We start from the raw sequence: 23,351 nt of genomic DNA on the forward strand, positions 1-23,351 counted from the left end.
AGGGTTGACGAGCATCTCAGCAGGGCGCAGCCCGGTGGGACCGGTTTGCTGGCGCAGGCCGCGGCCCAAAGCTGTTTTCCTCCTGAAAGGACAGGAACACAAGAGAGGCCGCCGCACGCCGAGCAGGGCCACGGTACCAACTCAGGGCTCCGGCCAAGTGCGGGCTACCGGGAGCCATGCGTTGAGGAAAAACCGCGTTCAGGCCGGCGCGGCATACCGAAATGCGGGCTTTGGCTTGCCTCGTAAGGGAGTTAAAAAGGTCAAAACACGCCGTGCCGGCCGGGGCATTAACCCGCCCGTTTAGCTTTTGCCCTCGCTCATCAACCTGCTTGCCTAATGCCTTAAGCCACGACGAACGGCCTTGGGGAGGCCCGCGCGGCTATCGGGCCGGCAGCGCCGGCCCCCCGGCGAATAAGCCGCCGCCGGTCTGCGCCAGCCGCTAGGTTTGGGCATGCTTCGTCTCTGCTTTTTCCGCCGCTACCTGGCGGCCCTGTTACTGATCGGCGCCGCCAGCTGTCGCGCCGCGGCCCAATTACCGGCTCCCCATTCAGGAAGCGAACCCGCACCGCCCGCGCTGGTGCAAGCCGCCCTGGCGGCCTACGGCGGCTGGGCCAAGGTGCAAACCCTGACCTACCGCAGCCAGGGCCTGCGCTTCGACCCCTGGCAGAGCTTCTCCCCTTACAAGGCCACCCCCGTACCAGTCAGGGCCACCCGCGGCGTCGACCTGGCCCGCCGCAAGCTGTGGGCCGATTTGCACTCGTACTTCTCCGGCGGCTACCACTTTCACTTCTTTCTGGCCGGCAATGACTCCGTGCTGTACGTGTACGACGCCGACGGCACCCGCCAGGGCCGCGCTGCAAGCCGCCAGGGGCCAGCGGCCGTTACCGCCAGCCTGGCCGCGCTGGCCCAGGACCTGCCCTACTTCGCCGTGCGCGACCTGGCAGCGACCACCGACTCCCTGGCCGCGGCGCTGCCCGTGCAGCGCGGCGGGCGCCGGCAGCTGGTGCTGCAGCGCTTCCGCCGGGGCCAGCCCCAACCGACCCGCTACTACTTCGACGAGGCCACCAAACGGCTGATGTCGGTGGCTACCTTGCTGGCGCTGCCCACCGGCCCGGTGACCGAGGAGCGCTTCTACGAGAACTACCGCCCCGTGCCGGGCGGGCTCTGGACGGCTACCCAAACCCGCGTGCTGCGCGGCGACGCGCTGTTCTCCCGCGAAACCATCCGCGAGTTGCGCACCGACCAGCCGTTCGACGAAGCCCGCCTGCCGCTGCCAGCCGGCTACAAGCTCGGTGGCCCCGCCCCGGCCTCGCAGGTCAGCCAGCTGGCCCCCGACATTTACCTGATTGACCACGTGGGCGGGGCCCGCAACGTGCTGTTCGTAAGCCTCGACAGCAGCGTGCTGGTGCTCGACCCGCCGCTGGCCCCGGCGGTGGCCCAGCAGGTCCTGGACCACATTCACCGCACGCTGCCCGGCAAGCCCGTGCGTTACGTGTTTGCCACCCATTTCCACGCCGACCACACCCTGGGCATCCCGCCGGTGCTGGGCCAGGGCGCCACCCTCATTGCCACGCCGGCCACCAGCCACCGCGTACATCAACTGCCGCTTCCCCCGGCTGCCCCTCGGGCTGCCGGGGCCTCACCCGCTGCCCAGCCGCCGTTGGTGGCCGTCCATGGCAAGCTGGTCTGGGGCGACGCGCACCATGTGATTGAGTTTCACGAGGTCAAAAACTCCCACGCGGAAGGCATGGCCCTGGTGTATTTCCCCAAAGAGCAGCTGATCTACCAGGGCGACCTGCTCACCTTGCCGGAAGAAGGAATTATGGGGCCGGCGCTACCCGTTACGCACGAGTTGAACCGCTACCTGAAGCGGCAGGGGCTGCGCTTCACGCGCATGATTGGTCACCACGGCTCCAACAACATTACGCCGGCCCTGCTGCGCGAGCAGCTCAGCCGTTAGCCGCCCAACGCGCTCCTCGTAAAGCAGCTCCAAAGCGAGCGGTCTGCAAGATTCACCTGGGCATGAGCAAGCCCTACCCACGGCGGCCGGGTTGCCGCCGTATGGCCTGATACCTGAAATCAATCCGGGATTACCTACGGTCTGTTTTTGACCGCCAAGGAAGTTTGCGCTGAAGCGTCTTACCCGGGAAAGAAAGCCCTAATGGCGGTTGCAGAACTCCGGTCCGTTTCGGTCGTCAACCGGCCCTGTGACTTGTCCGCAAAAACGAGAAGCCCGGAGTAGTGCGGCCGGGCTTCTGCAGTCTGCAGTTTGCAAAGGGTAAAACCCCGCTTAGCGGCGCGGCCCGCGGGTTTTGGTTTGGGGTGTCCCGGCTTTTACCTTCGGGCGGCGAACCTTATTCGCCTGCTCCTGCCGGGGCGCCTGGCGCAGTTGCTGCTCGTGCGCGGCAGGCTTGATTTCAATGCAGGCCCGGGCCGCGTTTACTTGCGCTGTGCCGTCGAATGTTGGTCCCCCGTTTCCATTGGCCATGTTGGAAAGCGCCACCGGCTTGCCCTCCCGCAGGTCGAGGCTTTGCGCGGGGCTGAGCTTCACCCCGGCGATGGTATCGCGGAGCGTGACCTTGCTTTCGGGCAGCACCACCACTTTGTTCATGGCTGGATCCACGGCCACGTAGCCGTTGTACGCGCGCCCCTGCGCGTCCTTCAGGCCGCGCATCAGCCCGGCATTGCCTTCCGTTTCCAGTTGCCGGCGCTGCTCCGCCGTGATGGCCTGCCCGCCGATCTCGCGGGGAATGACCAGCTTGGCCTGGGGCAGCTCCAGCTTTAGGGTAGCCGTGCCGTCGGGCTCGCGCTCCAACACCATCCTTCCCTTAAACCGGACGGGCTCCTGCCCCGCTTTGCCAGCCACCTGCATGGCTACCAGGTCGGTTTTCTCGCCGCGCAGCAGCTTCTGCAGCTGCCCGCGTTGCTCCAACGCCTCGGCGCTCACGCCGAGCGAAGCCAATACCTTGTGGGGCACCTCGTCGGCTTGAAAAGGCATGGAAGAAGGTGGTTGCGCGGCCACAGGAGCCTGGGCCACGGCAGCCTCCCTTGCCGCTGGGTTTTCCCTCGCGGTGGGCAGCGCCTGCTCACGCACCTGGTCCGGAGCCGCTAAGGCTGGCGCGTTACCGGCTTGCCGCAGGAAGCGGGCCTGCAGCAGCTGCCGGGTTTTCTCGTAATCGACTTCTAGGCTTTGCCGCGTCCTGGGTCCGCCGTTGAGGTGGGCATAGAAATTCTTTAGAAATGCGGAAACCGGGTTGCCCGTGGTCTCGATGTCAAAGATGCTTTTGGCTTCGCGCACCACCTGCTCGGTCGTCTTGCCCTGCTGCTGAGCCAGCTGCTGCACGCGCTGCTGCGCGGCCTGCTGCTGAATCTGCTCGGCGGCGGTCAGGGCGTGCCGGGGCACCGCCGAGAGCTGCGCACTCAGCGCGTCCCACTGGTCGGGGCCAAAGCCTTGCTTTACCTGCCGGCTGCGTTGGGGCTCATAATCATCGTCATAGCCCGCCTGCTGGCGGCGCCGCGCCGCCTGTTCAGGCTGCTCCAGCACGGCTAGCCCCTGCCCCACTTGCTTTAACCCTTGCAGCGTGGCTTCCAACTGGCCCAGCCGGTTGGAGTCCGGATCATAGCTGACCGGGAAGCGGCCGCTGAGCTTGCCGTCCGCTCCCCGCTCCAGTTGCAGCGCCCCCACGGCTACGCCGGCCTCCTTGAATTGAGCGAGGTAAGCGCGCATTTCCAGCAGCGGCGCTACTGCGTCGCCTTGTTGCTTCCATTCAATTACGAGTTCCCCAACGGGGTCCGTGGCAGTGGCCGGCATTACTTCTTCGCCGGCGGCTGGTGTAACCAACGGAGTGGTCACCTTTGGCTTGTTGGCCTCCCACTCCCCTACCGGCGCCGGGTGCTCCGGCGCTTCGCTCCCGGCTCCCTCGCCTGCAGGGGTAGCCGTGCTCGGGTCGGCGGCTGCCGGCGTCAACCCGGCGGGTGAAGCTGTTGCCAGCGAGGTGTCAGCGCCTTGGTCAGGGAATCCCTGCGTTTCATCTTGCTCTGCCATGAAAAGATAGATTAAGGGGTGGGCAAACCAGAAATCGACCCAGCAAACCTACCGGCCGGGAAAAAGGCGTGGGCAGAATCTTGACGAGCGGCTGAAAATGGAGGGCGAGCCGCCGTTACTTTACACGAACGGCCCGGCGGGGCTGGTTTGAATAACCTGACGGCGGGCCGCTTCGCGGCCGTGGGTATGCCGCCCACGGGGCGAGCTTTGCGCTTATTTGTCCGCTTTCTCCTTGATGAGGTGCCGCAGATTCGGGTCCTGGTTGATGCGCCGCAGCTCCCGCGCGCACAGCTCTTTCACCTCGCTTTTGATCCGGTTGAAGTTGGCCTTGATCATCTGCTCCGCCTCGTCTTTGCCCGTGGCGGGGTTGATGAAGCTGGTAATATCCGGGATGGGTTCCAAGGCGCGGGACTCGGCGGCCAGGGTTTTCACGTCTACCTGAATCCGGGCGTGGAAGACCTTTTGCCCTATTTCCTCCCCGAAGTTGTCGGCCACGGCCCCTACAAAATGGCCCTGGGTCAGGTTGGCAATGGTGCTCGCAGGAATCATGCTGTCCATCTGGGTCGAGAGGCTGGTGCTGGTTTCGCGCTGGTTGATGCTCAGGCCCTGGCGCTGCTGCAGGATTTTGCCGAACCGCTCGCTTAGCCACTTGCCGCTGTTGCCCGACACCTGCCCGCTGAAAACGTTGCCGACCGTGTTCTTAATGACCTCGGCCTCCTTCTGGCCGTAGTCGCGCTCCAGCTGCGAGAAGTCCTGAAAGCCCAGGCAGGTGGATACCTTGTTGCTGCGGGCCGTGGCAATCAAATTGTCCAGTCCCTTGAAGTAGATGGTGGGCAGCTCGTCAATGATCAGCGACGACTTGCGCTTTCCCTTCTGGTTCACCAGCTTCACCAGCCGGGCGTTGTAGAGGCCCAGCGCGGCCCCGTAAATGGCTTGCCGCTCGGGGTTGTTGCCCACGCACAACACCTTGGGCTCCTCCACGCTGTTGATGTCGAGCGTAAAGTCATTGCCCGACATAACCCAGTACAGCTGCGGGGAAGCCAGCCGGCCCAGCGGAATGCGGGCACTGGCAATCTGCCCTTCCAGCTGCTCGATGGCGTCCTTCTGAAACGCCGACACGAAGGGCTTGACCAGGTTTTCAATCTCGGGGTAGGAAGCCAGTACGGGGAAAATCTCTTCGTAATCCAGGCTCAGGAACTCGATGACGTGGGGAAAGGTGCAGTACCGGCCCTTCTCCACCAGCCGCAGAAACCAGATGATGGCGGCTACGAAGTTGATGGGCGACTCCACGAAAAAGTCGCCCTGCTTTTGAATCCAGCTCTTGTTCAGGTTCAGCATAATGGTCGAGGCGCTTTCGTAGGCGTCCACGATGTCGGTCATCAGCTCGGGCAGCAGCGGGTTGCAGCGGTGGCTTTTGCGGGGGTTGTCGAAGTTGATGACGTAGAAGCCCACCGGCCGGTCAAACTTGTCCTGGTGGCGCAGCAGCGTGTTGTAGCAGATCCGGCTCAGGTCGTCAAACTTGTAGTCGTAGATGTACATGCAGAAGCCCTTGGCGAGGTGCTGCCGGATAAACTCGTTGATGATGGCAAAGGACTTGCCCGAGCCCGGCGTGCCCAGCACCATGGTGGCCCGGAACGGGTTCACGACGTTCAGCCAGCCGCGGCGCTTTTTACCCCGCAGCTGGTATTCGGTGCGCAGGTTCACCGAGTACTCGTTTTCCATCAGGCGCTCCTGCTGCGGAAAGCTCTCGTTGTCCTTGTTGAAGATGTCCTTTATCAAGTCGTTGTTAAACAACCGGCTGAGCCAGGCGCCGGCGCTCAGCAGCAGCAAAAAGCCCGTGGCGACCACCGTGGCGTACAGCCCCGTAGCCAACCCGGCCGGCATCCTCAGGCTGCGCAGCAGGTCCGCGCCGTACAGCAGCGCCAGACCCATGTTGGGTAGGCCACCACGGAAATGCCCTGCAGTTTCTCGTCTTTCCGGCCCCGGGTGCCCAGGCAGCTAAGCAGCAGAAACACCACCGCCAGGGTTTTGCTTACCCAACTGGCGGTAAAGAGAAAGGTGTGCCGGGTAAAGCTGACCAGCAGCTGCTCCACCACGGCCGGAGCCCATCCCAGGGCTTTGAAAAAGCTGAAGCAGTAGTAGTAAATGTTCAGGCTCAGCAGCCCGATGGCCAGCAGGCGCATCAGCTCCATGATCTTGCGTAATCCCTTTTCGTCTTCCATCAAGTGGTAGGTTGGTTTACAGCCAACCTACCAGCTCTTCCCGCCCCGTGGGGACATTAGTTGACGAGTAGCCGAAAGAAGCGCATCAGCTGCTGCTATTGCCCGTGAACGGCATTGGCTTAAGCCTGAGCAGAGCCGCTGTGGCTCGGCTAAGGTTAGCTCGCTTGCCGCACGTTAGCCTTACAAACCCTTTCGGGGACCTCGTTTACGGACTCGGCTGGGTGCTATAGTTTCCGCAGGAACCTGGCGACTTTCAACGGGACCGGGTTTAGCCAAGAGCCGCTGGTTTGAGGTTACCTCCGCCAGTAACGCGCGCAGCTGCGCTGCCTTAAAGCCTACCTCCTGGCCTTTGATGCCGACTCCGTTCAGCTCAAAGCTAACCCCGCGCAAAGCCCCCCCTTTGTCGTGGGTATAGCGCACGGCAATTCGCTGCTTGTGCAGCAAGGCGGCCAACCACTGCTCCCCTCCCCTTTCGGCCAGGGTAAAGATTTGCTGCAGGACTTGCCGCACTTGCTCCCGTGCCGTTTCCTTTTGCGGGTCCAGATCCTTGATACTGCGGCGGCGCTCGGGGATGGGCCGCATCCCCAATTCCTGGCTTATGAGCTTGGTGATAGCCGGCTGACGGTAGAAATTATTATCCGTCCGCAGCGCGGGCCCGCCGTCGATGGGCACCCGGTTGAGGTAGATGTGCAGGTGGGCGTGCTTCTTATCGCGGTGCTCGTACACGACGACCTGGTGGCGCTCAATCGGCGCGCCAATCAACTCGCAATACCGACGCGCCGCTGCTACCTTTTGGGCCTGGCTTACGTCCTCTCCTTCCTTCCAGGAAAGCACGGTATGCCACACTGGCTTCAGCACTTTTTTGCTCCGGCTTGCAATGGCTTGCATCTCCCGGGCCATCTCAACCGGACTGCCAGGAATAACATTCGAGACGACTAGCAACAGTGCTTCCCCCGGCTCTTTTCCCTTGTCCTTTCGTTGGCCCGCCCCGTAAGTTAGCGCTCCTTCAAAGTCGCTTCCGGTGGTGGTTTTCGCAATCATACCAAGTGGCCCCGGATAACAGCCAGCGCCTGCAGCAGCTGCTGTTGGTGCTGACTAAATGCCTGGCCGGACTGCGCCAACCGTGCAAGCTGATTTAGGGAAGTGCCAATGCCCACCAGCTGCCGGCGCAGCTCGGCCGGCAATACTTCCTTTACTTCTGCGCCCATTCCTACCACCCGCAGGTAGTCGGATACTTTGTTAAACCCAGCGGCCATAGCCTTCGCCTCGATGGCTTTCTTTTCCTCGGCCGTAACCCGGAAGTGCATCTGCTGGTCGCGGGTTGTCTCCGTTGCGGCTGGTTTGATTTCTTTAATCATGCCTCTAAGAATTGCTTAACAGCCCTAACCTACGGCCAAACCCATTTTATGGCTATGTACTACGCCTGGACTAGCAAGCCAAGTTCGAGAAGCCTGCGAATCGGGCGGTGTCACTGGGGAAGCAAACAAGGTTTGTGTACACAATGACATGGCTTGCTGGTCGTTGAACGGGCCGTCAGCACGAGGACGTTGAACGATGCTAGGCTAGCGCTAAGAACGCTTCGCTGCGTCATTGCTTCTGTGCTTCAATGAAGCAAGCATGATGCTATAGCAAAATCGCTTTTGTGCCTTTTTATAAACCAGGAAAGGAGCAGTTGGTCTGAGTGCATGGTGCTTCTAAGCTTCAATACATCGTTGCTTCAATGCTTCAAGGGCTTCAAGAGATTAAGCTTATATCTAACTATAGCCTTTTCGCTTCGATGCTTCTTTGCTTCAGTGCTTCACTAAATAAACAACTGGTGCCTAACTAGAAGCATGCTTTATCGCTTCAACGTTTTTGTGCTTCAGTGCATCCATGCTTCAATATTATTTTGCTTCAATGTTTCAGTGATATCTTGCTTCATAGCTTCGTATATTTATTGCTTCACTGCTTCATATGTTCAATATATCATCGAAGCGTTAAGCGCATGAAGCAGTGAAGCACCGAGTTAATGCTTCAAAGATAAATTGCTTCTCTGCTTCGGTAGATTGCAGCTTCTGTATATCTTTGAAGCGTTGCTTCGAAGCTTCATTGTATCATATAGCAATTGAAGAACAGCACCATTGAAGTACTGCATCCGTGATTCATCGAAGCAATGCTTCACGCTTAATAAAGTCGCCGCTCCGTCAACCCGTTCTCTCTTCATGAAAAAAACTACTGTGATCGCCTTTGCCACCCAGAAAGGAGGGGCGGGTAAGTCAACGATTGGGACGCACGTAGCCTCGGCGCTCTGCTACCTCTACGGCTACAAGGTGGCCATGCTCGACTGCGACTATCCGCAGAACACCCTGCATGCCTACCGGAATCACGAGCAGCAGCTGCTGCAGTCCGACATAGCCTTTCAGGAGCGGCTGATCAAGCAAGGCGTTACCCCGTATCCCATCGGCATTTCCAGCGTGGAGAAAGCGGTGGAAGCCATCGACACCCTGGCCGAAAAGGAATTCGACTTTATTCTGGTCGATACCCCCGGTACGGTCAACGTGGTGGGCTTGAGCGAGCTGCTGGAGCGGGTGGACTACATCTTCCTGCCCATGGAGCCGGACATGGGCACCATTGCCTCCACCATGTCCTACATGCACATCCTGGGCAACTTCACCCAGGCCCAGCGCCCCGAATCGAATCTGGTCGGCTTCTACGCCTTCTGGAACAAGTTCCTCAAGGCCGAGAAGCGCACGGTGTACACCAAAACCGCCGAGCTGTTCCGCGACAAGGGCTACCCGCTGCTCAACAGCCGGGTGGAATCCCTGGTCAGCATCAAGGACAAGCGCTCCACCATGTTCCCGATGCCGGAAAGGGAATTAAGCAAGCTTGGCCTCGGCAGCCTGATCACCGAGATCCTGGAATTGGTGGTGGGCAAAGGCACGCTCACCCCGTCCGGCAAGCGCATCGACTTCACCCCCGTGGAGTACGAGCAACCCGCCCCGGTTGCCGCCACTGAAACCCTCGACGAGAACGCCCACTAACCTTCCCCATGGCCAAGAAACCAGCCGAATCGAAAGAGGCCGCCGCGGAGCGGCGCCAGCGCGAACTTGCCGCCCTCACCTCGGGCGTAGCCGCCTTTAGCCTACTGGGGGATGCGCCCAAGCCGGCCGCGCCGGCCCCGGTGGAAGCTCCCGCGCTCGTAACCCCTGCGCCCGCGGAGCCCGCGGTCGCGGCCCCGGCAGCGGCCCCGCCACCCGTGGTAAGTAAACCAGAGGAAAAAAAAGCCGCGGCTGAGCCAGCAGATAGGCCCGCCCCCGCCCAGCCAGCCGGCAAAGCCGCCGCCCAGAAGCGGGTAGGGGAGGGGCCAGCCGCCGCGCCGGCAGCCGCATCTGCTTTGGCTGATGAGGAAGACGAAGCCGAAGAGGACGATGACTTGGAAGGAGCGGAGGCCGCGCAGCCGGCGCTCCCGGCCCCGGTAGCCACGGGCGAGTTGGACCTGGCCCCGCTGTTTGTGCCTTCAGCGGAAAAGAAGGGCACCACGCTGCGCATCACGGCCGATCACCAGCAGTTCTTCACCAACCTGGGCTTTATCCTGGGCAATGGCGCCTCGGCCCCCGACATCATCCACAACATCCTCAATCGATTCCGGGAGGAACACGAAGCGCAGATCCTGAAGGCGATGAAAAAGCAGATGCGCCAGATGATGTCCCCCAAGCGGTAAAAAAGTAGCTCTCAAGCGTCGTCAGCAGACAGCTTCCCGGCAAGTAACCGTGGCAGTTCCCGTTCCCGAAGAGTGGGTGGGGTAGGGGAGGGGGCGCTCACCCGGTTATTACCGGCAGTACTCCTGCAATACCACGCAGAAACGCCTTGCTGGGCGCTGCGCCAGCGCATACAACCGTTGAAGTTTCGCCCGCAAATCCGTGGCCTGGTCCTCTGCCGAGTACCGGGCCACGGATGTTGGTTTCAAGCCTTTTATGCCCGGGCATGAGTCGTGAAAACCAGCTTTTTGAGGCCTTCAGGGCCGATGGAAGGAAACCAGCTGGACAGTAAGCCCGTATTCACCCCCCAACACGCTCTTTGCATTTTTCAATTGCCGTAGCGAGGTTTCCGGGTAATGCCGGGATTAAAAAGGAACCGTGTGAGAATCACGGACTGTCGCGCAACTGTAAGTGCCAAACCAGTTCTGGTCAACAGCATAGCCATTGCCTGCGGGTGAGAAGGCTGACGAGAATGGCACAAGTCAGGATACTTGCCCGCTACGATCGTAGACGAATGCCCTCGCAAGCAGGGGCAGACCTCTAGCTTATTGAACTGCGAAATCTGAAAGGCCCGGCTTAACCCGCTGGTGTCTCCGGGTTGCCAATACCCCCTCCTTTGCAGCTTACCCCGCTAGGCCAGCCCCTGCTGCGCAAGGCATTCGCTCGTTGCAAGAATGATGCTTCCTCATTCCCACCAAACGAAGTAGCATGCTAGTTCTAGCTTCCGCCTTCCCGCGTAAGGAAAGCGAGCACCTGCAGTTCCTGAGCGGACCTACGCCGCCCGGCATCCTTACCATTAGCTGCACTGCTGCGGCGGCTGATTTGAGTGTTCCCCGTTGCTGCTCGTTATGCCGTTGGCAGTAGTGCTACTTGGCCTGGCCCTGCTTTCGCCGCGCCTGCCGGATGCCGCCTCAGGGCAGTTCAGCCGTCTTCCGCTAGCGACCGGGTCGGCTGGGGCCCCGGCCGTCATCCAGCCCTTGCCCGCAGCAAACGGCAAGGAAAGCACTCCGCTTCCGTTGCCGGTGGATTGGCAGGCCCAGGTGCGGGAGCAGCAAATCCAACTGCTGACCCAACAGGCCCGTACGGCGGCCGCCACGGCACGGGAGCAGCAGCAGCGCCAACGCGCCCTGGCGGGGGTAGCCTGGCTGCTGGGGCTGGGGCTGGTTGCCGCGGCTCTTTGCTACGGGCGCCTGCAGCGTCAGCAAAACCTGCTGGCCCGTGCCCACCAGGAAATCAGCGCTGCCATCGCCGAAAAGGAAGTGCTGGTCCAGGAAATCCACCACCGGGTTAAAAACAACCTGCAGATTGTCAGCAGCCTGCTATCCTGGCAATGCAGCCGCTCCTCGGACCCGGCCTTGGTCGAGGTGCTGAGCGGTAGCCAGGCCCGCATCCAAAGCATGGCGCTGGTGCACGAGTTTCTGTACCGGTCCGCCAACCTGGCCCAGGTCCGCCTGGATGTTTACTTGACCGAGTTGCTGCAGTCGCTCCACCGCTCGCTGAACTCGGCGCAGAAGCCCATCGAATTAACGGCGGAGCTGGATGCCGTGATCATGGAAGCCAAAGACGCCAGCGCCTTCGGCTTACTGGTCAACGAACTGGTCACCAATGCCTACAAGCATGCCTTTGGCCCGCGGGGCCGCGGGCGCCTGCGCATCACGCTCTGCAAAAAGAAGTGCCCCTACGGGTTTCAGCTGCGGGTAATGGATGACGGCGTGGGATTGCCCGGCAGCGGACTTAAAGGCCAGGCAGAATCGATGGGCATGCACCTGGTCTCCTCGCTGGCCAAGCAGCTCAAGGCCACGGTTACGGCCACGGCCAACCACCCCTCGGGCACCTGCATCGAAGTTACCCGCCCCTGATAACGGTTTTAAAACTACTTTCTTACCACCGCGCTACCTATGTCTACCGTCCTGATTGTAGAAGACGAAATCCTGATTGCCAATGAGATTGCCCGCACGCTAAGCCGGCTGGGTCACCACCCCCTGGAGCCCGTTGATACCAGCGACGAAGCCCTGCAGGTGCTGGCCCGCCAGCCGGTGGAGCTGGTACTGATGGACATCAACATCGCCGGCGACTGCGATGGCATTGCCACGGCCTTGCTCGTGCGCCGGCAGTTCGCCGTCCCGGTGGTGTTTCTCACCGCCTGCTCGGACTACGCCACCCTGAACCGGGCCAAGCTGGCCCAGCCCTACGGCTACCTGGTCAAGCCCTTCACGGACGATTCCCTGCGGGCGCAGCTGGAACTGGCCCTCTACAACGCCTACCAGGCGGGGCCCACGGGACCCGTTACGGAAATCGCGGCGGCGGGCACCGAGGTATTGGGGCCGGCCGAGCGATGCCCCAAGTTTCGGGACTACCTGTTTGTGCGCAAAGGCTCAGGCCACGTGAAAGTGCTGCTCGGCGACATCCTTTACTTTGAGGCCCTGCAGAGCTACGTGCGCCTGCACACGACCAAGGGAAACTTCGTGTTTGACTCCACGCTCAAAGAACTGGAGCAAAAGCTACCCGACCAGTTTCTTAAAACGCACCGCTCCTACATCGTCAACCTGGACCACGTACAGGCCTACGAAGAGAGCTCGGTGCTGCTCGGCAAAGAGTACGTGCCGGTGAGCCGCTCGTGCAAGGAAGAGTTGAAGGCCCGTATTCATCTAGTAGGCTGATCAAGGCCCGGGCGGCTTAACTGCTGACCTTACCAGAAGGGTAGGTTTCCCCGGCAGTGGACTTATAAAAGGTGCCCAGGCCCCGCACTATATCAAACTAAGCGTTAGTAAAGTCACTCGGCGAAGCTCAACCGGCAGGGGGCACCCAAGTGCTGGTTAACCATCGCCAAGTCGGCGTTACCGGAGCTATCCTGCCGGGTCATCTCTGCAAGGATTTGACTGATGGTCAACAAGTTGCTAATATTTCGCTTACGACAGAGTTGAACAAGGAGTCCTGAGCAATGAGGTGGTTTGTTTTAAAGTGAAAAGTCTTCTGCATAGTACGTCTTATTATTTAGCTCACTCTTTTCCCTCGCTATTGTTCAGTAAAATGAAGGTTTCGTTTACTCACCTATTCGAAACCATACATTTTTTCACTCAGCGCTCTTTGGAAGAGACTATAGCCTATTAATATTGCAAGACTTTTAGCGGCGGCTTGCGGCCGTTGAAGAATGCTCCGCCCCCTCGTCTCACGCCTTTGCAACAGTAACCGAACCAGTACGCACCTGGAAGGCCTCTGTATTGCCCGCGTGAACCACCCTCTACGTATTCTCCGCCGCTGGTTGCAGCACCCACTTGCATGGATGCTGTCTCCCTTTGCATGCTTTGCGGCACGCTTGGCGGAGCAGGCGCAATGGCTTCCGGCAGCGGCTTGCCTGCCCTGCCATTTCCACGGAGAACATGCCCTTTGGCAACCAAGTACCTCTGGCCAGGCTCGACCTGATGTCGTCTAACCGGTTCGTTCACGTCCTGGTAATGCCTTGTTCATTTTAGTTTCTAGCCATTCAGATGCCCTGCACTGCGATTTGGGTCACAACGTCTGATGAATAAGCACTTTTCTACTTTATGATGTCTAGGTTACTATTTGCCGCGTTGGCGTGCTTTATAAGCGGATTGAAGGACACGCACGCACAGACACAAAGCCCTAACGGACCTTTTACTTGGGAAACAACAGTATTGCCACCTCCCACTGAAGCGTATCGTTTCAGCAAAGTACCGACTGAGTCCAACGTGAATGCAACTGGGCAAGTGCCGGTCAGCATACCCGTAGTTACGCTACGTACTGGGACTTATCCCGCGGCCGTTGCCTTGGCCTACACGGGAGGCAGCGGCATCCGCGTGGACGAATCCGCCACCAATGTGGGTTTGGGGTGGGTGCTGAATGCCGGAGGAGCTGTGACCGTAACGGTAAAGGGCAAACCGGATCTGAACGACGAGTTGTACAAAACCCACCGGTCGTTTTCGCGGATGCTGACGGCGCAAAACAGCGCAGGTTACATTTCATGCGATGACCCGGAACCGTCCCCCGGCTACTATCAACAGTATTACTTTGCTGAGCGCGTCATGCAAGGCTTGATCGATACCGAGCCGGACGAGTTCAGTCTGCGCACGCCGACGTTAAGCAGCAAATTCGCTCTTGATTCGGCGGGAAACTGCTACGGTATTCCCAGGAGCACCACGCATGTGCAGCTGCTTAACGGTCCGCAAGGGCCTTATTTCAGTGCCGTAGATGCATCAGGTAATCAATACGTTTTCGCCGATCTCGAGTCAGTAAGCACACAACTCCGCCGCAACGGGCACTTGGTCCGCCCGGCAAACTACGATGGCAATTACACATCCACTTGGCACCTGAGCCGGATCGTGACGGCCACAGATGACACCATCCAATTCACCTATGAACGCAACCGTTACAGCACTTACTTAGGGACAGACGAGGAATACAGCGAGCCACTGGAATACCACAATATTCCAGCCATGAACTTTCCGGATGTGTACACTGAGCGCACCCAAGCGGTTAGCGCTCTTCGCCTCACTAAAATCGCTAGCCGCACCGGGGCCGTTGAGTTCGCATACGATACGGCCGAGCGCCTGGACGTCCCAGGTAGCCACCGCTTAAGCCGGATCGTGCTCAAGAACCTACTCGGTGAGGTTCTGAAAGAGTTCACGCTGACCCACGCATACTTCAGCAGCCCCACCCACAATTCGGCCCCGGCCGAAGAACAGTACCTGCATCAACGGCTTAAACTCGTTTCGCTGAAAGAAGCGCACGAGCCGGCGTACTTATTTGGCTACAACGAACAGGCAGTCCTGCCTAAGCGGTTTTCTTTTGCGCAAGACCATTTTGGGTTCTACAACGGCCAATCTGCCAACAACACATTGGTGTATTTTGCGAATCACCCGCAAGGGTTTCACAACAAGGTTGCTAACAAGTCGCCTGACACCTTACTCACCCGGTCCCTGATACTAGAGCGCATTACTTACCCAACTGGGGCAACACTCCGGTACGAGTATGAAACGCCGCACAACCGCAGCGTCCAAACAACGCAACGCCGTATCACCGATGCAACCGTAGACGCAGCAGAAGGGCAGTCGATTACCCGACGCTTCTGGTTAAGCAACCGCCAGCCCCGCCGCATCACGTGGAGCCTACCCGATCAAAGCACCGCTTGCCGTAGCTCCTTTTCCATTCGCGGCGACGACGGTTACGAACTGGTGCGTTCGGGTTCAAGAGGCGAGGTCACAGTGGAATTAGGCAACGCCTACTACACCATCACATTGAACAACCGCACATGCGCCGAATACCCTGCTTTCGCCGGGATCAGCCATGATACAACTTACCGCGTAACGGTAACTGAACCGTATTACGGTCTGCGGTGCAAGCAACTAAAGTATTTCGACCTGAATGGGAAGTTGGTCAAAACCACAAGGTTCCGATACAGCAGCGCGGCGGCCAATTATGTGCCTCAATACGGGCGCCGCGTGTTGAATATTTACAACAACCCCAATACAGGATCCTATTCATATCCTGTTATGGTCTACAGCAACTCGCCAGTGTACAGCAACTTGTGTTTTGGCGAAGGCATAAGTTTCTATAAACAGGTTACGCAACTGCAAGATTCGCTCGGGCATCTGGGGAGAACAACGTACAGCTATTCATACCAAGAGGACGAATTCGACGGCACGTACCTGCCGAACCCCTTCATCAATCGGGTTAGCTACGCTTGGTTGCGCGGCAACCTGGAGCGGCAGGTGCATTACAAATACGACGCTGGTACGTGGAAGAAAGTACACAGCGTTACCAATACCTACCGGTTGCTCCACGACCCAAGTGATATTTGGTCGCATCGCGCATCACCCAGAGCATGGCGCGACACCAACATCATGGGGCTCATGGTGCGGGTAGTGCGCAACACCAGCGCAGGTGCCTCGCCGGTGGCCACGTGCTATGTTTTTGGGTACGCTTACTACCGTTACCCCTCATCAGTCTATTATCAGTCCGCGCAAGTCGACTCGACGTTTGCTGGCGGCCAAGCTTGGGCCCGGTCCACAACCTACAGGTACGGTAACTTGGACCACATGCTGCCTACAGCCACGGTGGAGCGAACCAGCACCGGCGACTCGGTAGTTACCAAAACCCGTTACCCGTTGGACTATGCGCCGCTTTCTCAGACGGGCAGTATAGGGGGCGATTTTGGTCTGCGCTCTATGATCAACCGTCACATACTTAACGCCCCTGTGGAAGTTGTTCGAACGAAAAAAAACCGGGTGGTGGAAGCCACCCTCAACGAGTACACGAGCGGTGCTTACCCGCAGTTACGACGCAAACAAATAATAACAGCCGCGCATCCACTCACCGATTTTACTGAATCAGGTGTGAGCGCATCCGGCCAGTTCACGTTTGACCGCCGTTATAAAGACGACTTCGTCATAGAACAGTACGATGCCAAGTACAACCCTGTACAAGTTAAGTTAGGTCCGGGTGTGCGCAAAAGCTACGTTTGGGGCTACCGCCAAGCGTATCCCATTGCGGAGGTTCTCAACGCCCATGCTAACCGCGTGGCGTACACCAGCTTTGAGCCGCTTAGTCCAGGCGGCTGGCTTTTTGAGCCTGTCAACCGAACCTTAGGCGGCAAAACAGGACGGTGGGCATACGAACTGCGCGGGGCTGCCGATGTACACTACACGGTGTCGGCGACCGACACTTATACGTTGAGTGTATGGGCAAGTTCTGCCCCAACCGTCAGCGTAGCAGGGCAATTGCTAGCTTTGAATTACGTGCCGGGCCCAGCTGTACCAGGTGGGTGGAAGCTATACCGAGCAAACTTCACTCCCACAGTGGGAACAGCAGTCCGCATCAGTGCTGGCGGTGCACCCTCTATTCTGATTGACGAATTGCGCATAATGCCTGCGCAAGCACGCCTTACGTCTTACACCTACGACCCGTTGGTAGGCACCACCTCGCAAACAGATGCAGCGGGCCGTACAACAGCGAACGAATACGACGCTGCGGGCCGGCTACTACGTACCCGCGACGAGCAGGGCCGCATTGTAGGTGAACAAGAATACAGATATGCTAGGCCATGATCTACGTGGCATTAATCGAATTACACATGGTCGCATTGCGACGCCGTCTCTTCTCTCGGAGTTCCCTCTGGTTTCTTTTTGTTGTCCTGTTGCTGGCTCATGGCTTAGTTCAGCAGCTTCAGGCACAGTCAACCGAAGGGCTAGTATCGGACTCGACTGAGGTGCGCGTGCTGCGCCAGTTCTACCACGCCACGGGTGGCCCGCAGTGGGCCCATAAAAACGGCTGGCTCACCGGCAGTACGCTCGCCGACGCGGCCGCTTGGCAGGGCGTGTCCGTGGCCAACGGCGACGTGGTGGGGCTGCATTTGCCGAACAACCGCCTTGCCGGCCCCCTGCCCCCCGTGCTGGGCCAGCTCCGGGCCCTCACGTACCTGCAACTGGGCGACAACCCCGGCCTGGCCGGCCCCTGGCCCGGCGCAGCGCTGGCCCCGCTCGCGCGCCTGACCCACCTCTACCTCAACCGCTGCGGGCTGGTAGGCCCGCTCGGCGACGGCTTCGCGGCCCACCCGGCCCTGGTCGTGCTCAACCTCAACGACAACGCCCTGACCGGACCCCTGCCGGCGAGTCTGGCGGCGGCCCCGGCGCTGCGCGAGCTGCAGGCGGTGGGCAACCGGTTCAGCGGGAGCGTGCCCGGCGACTGGGCCAACCGCTACGGCCTGCGCACGCTCTACCTTAGCCGCAACCAGCTGTCCGGCCCGCTGCCCCCGGCCCTGGGTAGGCTCGCCGGCCTGCTCGAGCTGGACCTGCACGCCAACGCGTTCAGCGGCCCGTTGCCCGACTCACTTGCCCGCCTGCAGCAACTGCAGTACCTAGCTTTGCACCAAAATCAATTCAGCGGGTCCGTGCCGGCGGCCTGGACCGCCTGGCCGGCGCTGCGCGCGCTTTACCTGGGCTACAACCAGCTCACCGCCTTGCCGGACGTGTTTGCCGGCTGGCCGCAGCTGCACACGCTGGACGCCGGCCACAACCGCCTCGCCGGGGCCGTGCCCGCCTCGCTCGCCCGCGCCCCTGCGCTGCGGGAGCTGAACCTGAGCCACAACCAGCTCAGCGGCGCGCTGCCCGACACATGGGAGCAGAGCCCGGAGCTGCGCTACCTGGCCCTGAACAACAACCAGCTCACGGGCCCGCTGCCGGCGAGCCTGGGCGCCGCGCCCTTAATGATCATCGCGGAGCTGGGTAACAACCAGTTCACCGGTTCCTTGCCGGCCAGTTGGGGCAACTGGCACCAGGTGTGGCGGCTGAGCGTAGAAAGCAACCGCCTCACGGGCCCCATTCCCGCCAGTTGGGGCCGCATGCAGGGGCTACGCCAGTTCTCGGCCGCCCGCAACCAGCTCTCGGGCGAACTGCCCGCCGCGCTGGCCGACATCCGCCTGCTGCAGTACCTGGACGTGCAGCACAACCGCCTGACCGGTGCCATTCCGCCGGCCTACAAGCAGTTTGCCGGCCTGTACGCGCTGGGCCTGGCTCACAACCGCCTGACCGGGACGGTACCCGACTCGCTCAAGGCCACGTTCCTGCTGCTGCAATACAACCAGCTCAGCGGGCGCTTGCCTGAGAGCTACGGCAGCACGACCAACTGGCAGATCCTGCTCGACGGCAACCAGCTCACCGGCATCCCCGACTTCCACCGCCCCATCGGCTGGCCGGGACTGCAGCTCGGGCTCACGCACAACTACCTCGAGTTCGATTCCTACGAGCCGAACCAGAACACGCCCGGCGTCTACCAGCACTGGGACTACGGCCAGCGCACGCCCGGCCCGGCCGCCCAACTGCGCGCGCTGGCCGGCACGCGCCGCGACACGACCGTGCGCTTCGGCGGGGCGAGCAACGTCTACCAGTGGGAGCGCCGCGTGGGCCAGTACTGGGCCGAGTTGCCCGGGCACACGACCCCCACGCTGCGCCTGGGCCAGGCCCCCGGCGGGCTGCGCGCCGAAGACGAAGGCGAGTACCGCCTGCGCGTGACCAACACCGCCGTGCCCGGCATCACCCTCTACGCCCGCTCGGTCTACGTGAGCGTGCTGCCCTACCCGGCGCTACCGCTCAACGAGCCCGTGGCCGGCAACTGCCCCCCCGCGCCGAACCCGCGGACCCCGGCCACGATCCCGGACCGGGGCGGAGTTACGGACCCGGTCAATTACGTGCGCACCTACGCGCCGCGCCGGGCATACACCAGCGCTGACCGGCTGCGCCAGGCGGTGGTCGACTCGGTGGCCGTCGCCACGCAATACCTCGACGGGTTAGGCCGGCCGGTGCAGACCGTGCAGCGTCAGGCCTCGCCCGCGCGCCACGACGTGGTGCAGCCCGTGGCCTACGACGCGCTGGGCCGCCAGCCCCGGCAATACCTGCCCTACGTCACCACGGGCTCGGCCGACGGCGCCTATCGTCCCAACGCCTTGTATGAGCAGGACCGCTTCTACCGCGCCCCGCAGCTGCCGGGCGTGCCCCCCACGGGCGTTGCCTACGCCGAAACGGGCTTCGAGCCCTCGCCCCTAAACCGGGTGCTGGCCCAGGCTGCGCCGGGCGAAAGCTGGGCCATGGCCACGGGCCGCGCCGTGACGGTTGAGGAGCGGCCCAACACGGCTGCTGACTCGGTGCAGCGCTGGGAGCCCGGTTACGAAGGCCAGCGCGAGGAGCTAACGCACCGCGGGGCCTACGCCCCAGGCGAGTTGTGGGTCAAGCGCACCCGGGACGAGCAACTGCAGACGACGGAGGAGTTCACCGACAAAGAAGGCCGCCTCGTGCTCAAGCGCGTGGCCCAGCGCGTGAGCGTCGGCAGCGCCAGCCACTGGCTTTGCACCTACTACGTGCACGACGACTTCGGCCGGTTGCGGGCCGTGCTACCCCCGCTGGCCGTGCAGCGCCTTCACACTAATCAGTGGCTCGTGGATGGGGCCGGCGTCGAGCGCCTGTTGTTCCGCTACCACCACGACGCGCAGGGCCGCCTGATCGAAAAGAAAGTGCCCGACCAGGACGGCTACCAGCGCACGGTCTACGACGCGCTGGACCGCCCCGTGCTTACGCAGGATGTGGCCCAGCAAGCCAACCGGGAGTGGACGGCCGCCAAATACGACGCACTGGGCCGGGTCATCTACACCGCGCGGGTGCGCTTTCCGGCCCTGGCCGGCCGCCCCGACCAGGTGCAGGCCGAGCTGCAGCGCCAAGCGGAGCAGAGCGCGCCGCTGTGGGAGGAGCCGGCGCCGGCCGCCTTGCTGGGCCAGGCCCACTACACCAACCGGGCCTTCCCCGTGCTGGACGCCGCAGCCGAGCTGCTCACGGTAGCTTACTACGACGCGTACGACATCGACCGGGACGACACCGCCGACGCGGCTTACGCCCCGCCGACGCGCGAGCAACTCGGCGGGCCGGTGCCCGCGGCCGACGCACGCGTGACGGGCCTCACGACCCAGACCCGCACCCGCGTGCTGGGCACAAACACGTGGCTGCAGGCCACCCTCTTCTACGACGCGGAGGGGCGCGTGATCCAGACCCAAGCCACCAACGCCCGCGGCGGGCTGGACGTGGCCACCACCCGCTACGACTTCACCGGGCAGGTGCTGAGCACCTACGCCACCCACCAGGGGCCGCGTCAGACTTACGTGGCCGTGCGCGACACCATGCGCTACGACCACGCCGGCCGCCTGCTGGCGCGGGTGCAGACGCTGGACGAGCAGGCCCCGGTGACGCTGGCCGTGCACCGCTACAACGAGCTGGGCCAGCTGGAGCAGAAGCACCTGGGCGGGGCCGATGAAACCACGGCCCTGCAGACGCTGGACTATGAGTACAACGTGCGCGGCTGGCTCACGCGCCTCAACAACCCGGACCAGCCCCTGCCCTTGGGCGGCGACGTGTTTGCCCTCTCGCTGCACTACGACTGCGGCTTCAACACGCCGCAGTACAACGGCAACCTGTCGGGCCAGACCTGGCGCGGGACGGGCGACAACGTGCAGCGCGCCTACGGCTACCGCTACGACGCCTTGAGCCGCCTCTTGCAGGGCGACTTCGTGGCCCGGCCCGGCGCGGCGGGCACGGGCTGGGACACGGAGCGCGGGGCCTACCGCTTCTGGGGCGCGCACTACGACGCGAACGGCAACCTGCTGGGTTTGCGCCGGCGCGGGCTGGTGCAGGAAGCCACGCGCACCGCGCCCCGGCAGTACGCCGACACGGACCTGCTGCACTACAGCTACGCCCCCGCGGGGGCCGAGCCGGCGAGCAACCGCCTGCAGCGCGTAGACGACCGGGCCATGCCCGCAGGCGCGACCGGCCCCGGCCAACCGGCCCGGCCGGACTTTTCGGACGGCCCGACCACCCCGGACCAGCCCGACTACGCCTACGACGCGGCGGGCGGGCTGACGCAGGACCGCAACAAGGGCATTACGCGCATCCGCTACAACCACCTGCGCCTGCCGCAGAGCATCACGTGGGCCGCGGGCGACTCGCTGCAGTTCGACTACTCGGCCGCCGGCCAGAAGCTGGCCAAGCGCGCCTACGCCGCCGGCCGGCCCGTGGTGCAGACCGACTACCTCGGCCCCTGGCAGTACGAGCGCGACACGCTGCGCTGGCTCAGCCACGCCGACGGGCGGGTGCTGCGCTTTGAAGAGCGCGACGCGGCCGGCGGGGTGCTGCCCCCGCGCTACGTGCACGAGTACACCCTCGCCGACCACCTGGGCAACTTGCGCGCCGCCGTCAAGCCCGGCGAGCAATTCACATACCGGGCGCAGCTCGAGCCCAACGAGGCCGAGCGCACTCGCGAGCGGAGCGAGTTTGACCCGGCCTCCGTTTCCGAACCCATCCGCGTCAACACCAGCGGAACGCAGTTCGCGCGCACCGGAGGCGGGGCTGCGCGCACCAACGCCGCCACCGGGCAGCCCATCGGCCCGCTCAAGCAGCTCGCCGTGCGCAAGGGCGACGTGGTGGACGCCTTGGCCTACGGGGCGTACTGGCAGCCGGTGCAGCACCCAAACTGGGCCTACTCGCTCGCCGGCTTCGTGGCCTCGCTGCTGCAGCAGCCCCCGCCACAACCCGGCACGGACGGGGCCACGCGCCAGCGCGTGCTGCCCTTGCTCACGGTGGGCCTGGGCACGGTGCAGGCCCTGCAGCAGCAGCCCGACGGCGTGCCCACAGCCTACCTGCGCCTGCTCGTCTTCGACCGCGACTCCGTCTTGGTGCGCACCAAGCTGCGCCGCCTCTCGGCCGGCGCCAACGCCACCAGCGCCCTGGGCTGGGAGAGGTTGCAGGACACGGTGCTGGTCAAGCAGGACGGCTACGTGCTCGTCTACGTGGGCAACGAGAGCGACACGGACGTCTACTTCGACGACATCCTCATTGAGCACCGGCAGGGGCTGCAGGTGCAGGAGACCCAGTACGACCCCTACGGGCTGGAGCTGGCCGGCCTGAACCGGGGCTTCTCGCTGGGGCTGCAAAACAAGCACACCTGGAACGGCAAGGAGCGCCAGGACGAGTTCCGGCTGAACTGGAACGACCACGGCTGGCGCTTCTTCGACCCGCAGCTCGGCCGCTGGACCGTCGTCGACCCCGACGCCGAGGAAGCCGACCAGGAAAGCTGGACCACCTACCAGTTCGGCCTCGACAACGCCGTCCGCTATAACGACCTCGACGGGCGCAAGCCGGGACCAGGAGATAATGAGCCGCAAAGTGCAGCAGGCCTCGCGGGAAGCATGATAGGCCCTAGCATGGCTAGAGCAATAGCAGCGCTGCCAGGTAAGATATTATCGTATACTGATGTAAACGATGCTGCTGTTCTTGTCACAGCGGCTACCAGAGGTGTAGATAATGCGATAAATACTGACGGTAGCTCTGCAACCATTTCAGATATTAGCTTTGCGGCTGCTGGGGTTGTTATACCCTTTGTTAGCGGAAGTGCTGCCAAGAAAGGACTACAAAAAACTGGAGAAAAAGCAGCTGAATACTTATTAGATACTAATGTTGTACTTTCGGATGGAAAAAGATTAAAGGAGGCCGGGTTAAATATAGTAAAAGACAAAGTTGTAGAAGGAGAATTGAAAAACATTGTTGCAAGAGGTAAGATCAAAGGGTACCCCAAAATTGCTAACGAGATTCCAAACGTACCCTCTTCCAAAAATGTTCATACTCGCATCAATGTTAGAGGCGAGTTGACACCAAAAGTCAAAGGGAACTACCGAGATGGCATTATCGGAGCAACTGCTATTGACAGGGGGGCAACACTAGTAACGAAGGATAAGGCGCTGAGAAAGGCTGTTGACAAATTAGGTGGTAAAGCAATAGACCCCAAAACCTTGTAGCC

12 protein-coding genes and 1 riboswitch are annotated in these 23,351 nt (G+C 61.7%); of the genes, 7 read left to right on the forward strand and 5 right to left on the reverse strand.

Annotation, left to right across the window (positions count from 1 at the left end; translation table 11 throughout):
• The first annotated feature begins 451 nt into the window (after window positions 1-451).
• Complete coding sequence (locus AC5FXY_RS16990; RefSeq protein WP_493557902.1) at window positions 452-1,960, forward strand: MBL fold metallo-hydrolase; 1,509 nt, start codon at window positions 452-454, stop codon at window positions 1,958-1,960.
• A 330-nt stretch (window positions 1,961-2,290) separates the two neighbouring features.
• Here AC5FXY_RS16990 and AC5FXY_RS16995 read toward each other — a convergent pair whose 3' ends face one another.
• The 5 genes from AC5FXY_RS16995 to AC5FXY_RS17015 form a co-directional block, all read right to left on the reverse strand.
• Window positions 2,291-4,045, reverse strand: coding sequence for a DUF3945 domain-containing protein (locus tag AC5FXY_RS16995; RefSeq protein ID WP_493557903.1), 1,755 nt, complete (start codon window positions 4,043-4,045; stop codon window positions 2,291-2,293).
• A 213-nt stretch (window positions 4,046-4,258) separates the two neighbouring features.
• The gene (gene mobC, locus AC5FXY_RS17000; RefSeq protein WP_493557904.1) at window positions 4,259-5,977 is read right to left on the reverse strand and encodes a conjugal transfer protein MobC; all 1,719 of its coding nucleotides are present in this window, start codon (window positions 5,975-5,977) and stop codon (window positions 4,259-4,261) included.
• Window positions 5,932-6,267: a YWFCY domain-containing protein gene (locus AC5FXY_RS17005; RefSeq protein WP_493557905.1), complete on the reverse strand. Its 336-nt coding sequence runs from the start codon at window positions 6,265-6,267 to the stop codon at window positions 5,932-5,934. The genes mobC and AC5FXY_RS17005 overlap by 46 nt, the downstream gene beginning before the upstream one ends.
• A gap of 180 nt (window positions 6,268-6,447) precedes the next feature.
• On the reverse strand, window positions 6,448-7,308 hold the full coding sequence (locus AC5FXY_RS17010; RefSeq protein ID WP_493557906.1) for a relaxase/mobilization nuclease domain-containing protein: 861 nt from the start codon (window positions 7,306-7,308) through the stop codon (window positions 6,448-6,450).
• Window positions 7,305-7,625 carry a plasmid mobilization protein gene (locus tag AC5FXY_RS17015; RefSeq protein ID WP_493557907.1) on the reverse strand — a complete coding sequence of 107 codons (321 nt, stop codon included), beginning with the start codon at window positions 7,623-7,625 and terminating at the stop codon, window positions 7,305-7,307. Before AC5FXY_RS17015 ends, AC5FXY_RS17010 begins: the two co-directional genes overlap by 4 nt.
• A gap of 843 nt (window positions 7,626-8,468) precedes the next feature.
• On the opposite strand from AC5FXY_RS17015, the gene AC5FXY_RS17020 reads away from it, so the two are divergent.
• The 6 genes from AC5FXY_RS17020 (at window position 8,469) to AC5FXY_RS17045 (ending at window position 23,349) form a co-directional block, all read left to right on the forward strand.
• On the forward strand, window positions 8,469-9,287 hold the full coding sequence (locus AC5FXY_RS17020; protein WP_493557908.1) for a ParA family protein: 819 nt from the start codon (window positions 8,469-8,471) through the stop codon (window positions 9,285-9,287).
• Between the two features lie 8 nt (window positions 9,288-9,295).
• Complete coding sequence (locus AC5FXY_RS17025) at window positions 9,296-9,967, forward strand: hypothetical protein (RefSeq protein ID WP_493557909.1); 672 nt, start codon at window positions 9,296-9,298, stop codon at window positions 9,965-9,967.
• 362 nt (window positions 9,968-10,329) lie between these two features.
• Window positions 10,330-10,517, forward strand: a riboswitch (cobalamin riboswitch).
• 335 nt (window positions 10,518-10,852) lie between these two features.
• The gene (locus AC5FXY_RS17030) at window positions 10,853-11,863 is read left to right on the forward strand and encodes a sensor histidine kinase (RefSeq protein WP_493557910.1); all 1,011 of its coding nucleotides are present in this window, start codon (window positions 10,853-10,855) and stop codon (window positions 11,861-11,863) included.
• Window positions 11,864-11,902: 39 nt separating this feature from the next.
• On the forward strand, window positions 11,903-12,664 hold the full coding sequence (locus AC5FXY_RS17035; protein ID WP_493557911.1) for a LytR/AlgR family response regulator transcription factor: 762 nt from the start codon (window positions 11,903-11,905) through the stop codon (window positions 12,662-12,664).
• A gap of 1,128 nt (window positions 12,665-13,792) precedes the next feature.
• Window positions 13,793-17,068 carry an RHS repeat protein gene (locus tag AC5FXY_RS17040; RefSeq protein ID WP_493557912.1) on the forward strand — a complete coding sequence of 1,092 codons (3,276 nt, stop codon included), beginning with the start codon at window positions 13,793-13,795 and terminating at the stop codon, window positions 17,066-17,068.
• Window positions 17,069-17,157: 89 nt separating this feature from the next.
• Window positions 17,158-23,349, forward strand: coding sequence for a DUF6443 domain-containing protein (locus tag AC5FXY_RS17045; protein WP_493557913.1), 6,192 nt, complete (start codon window positions 17,158-17,160; stop codon window positions 23,347-23,349).
• Window positions 23,350-23,351: the final 2 nt, after the last annotated feature.

The sequence above is a fragment of the Hymenobacter sp. FMD4 genome (assembly GCF_058932745.1).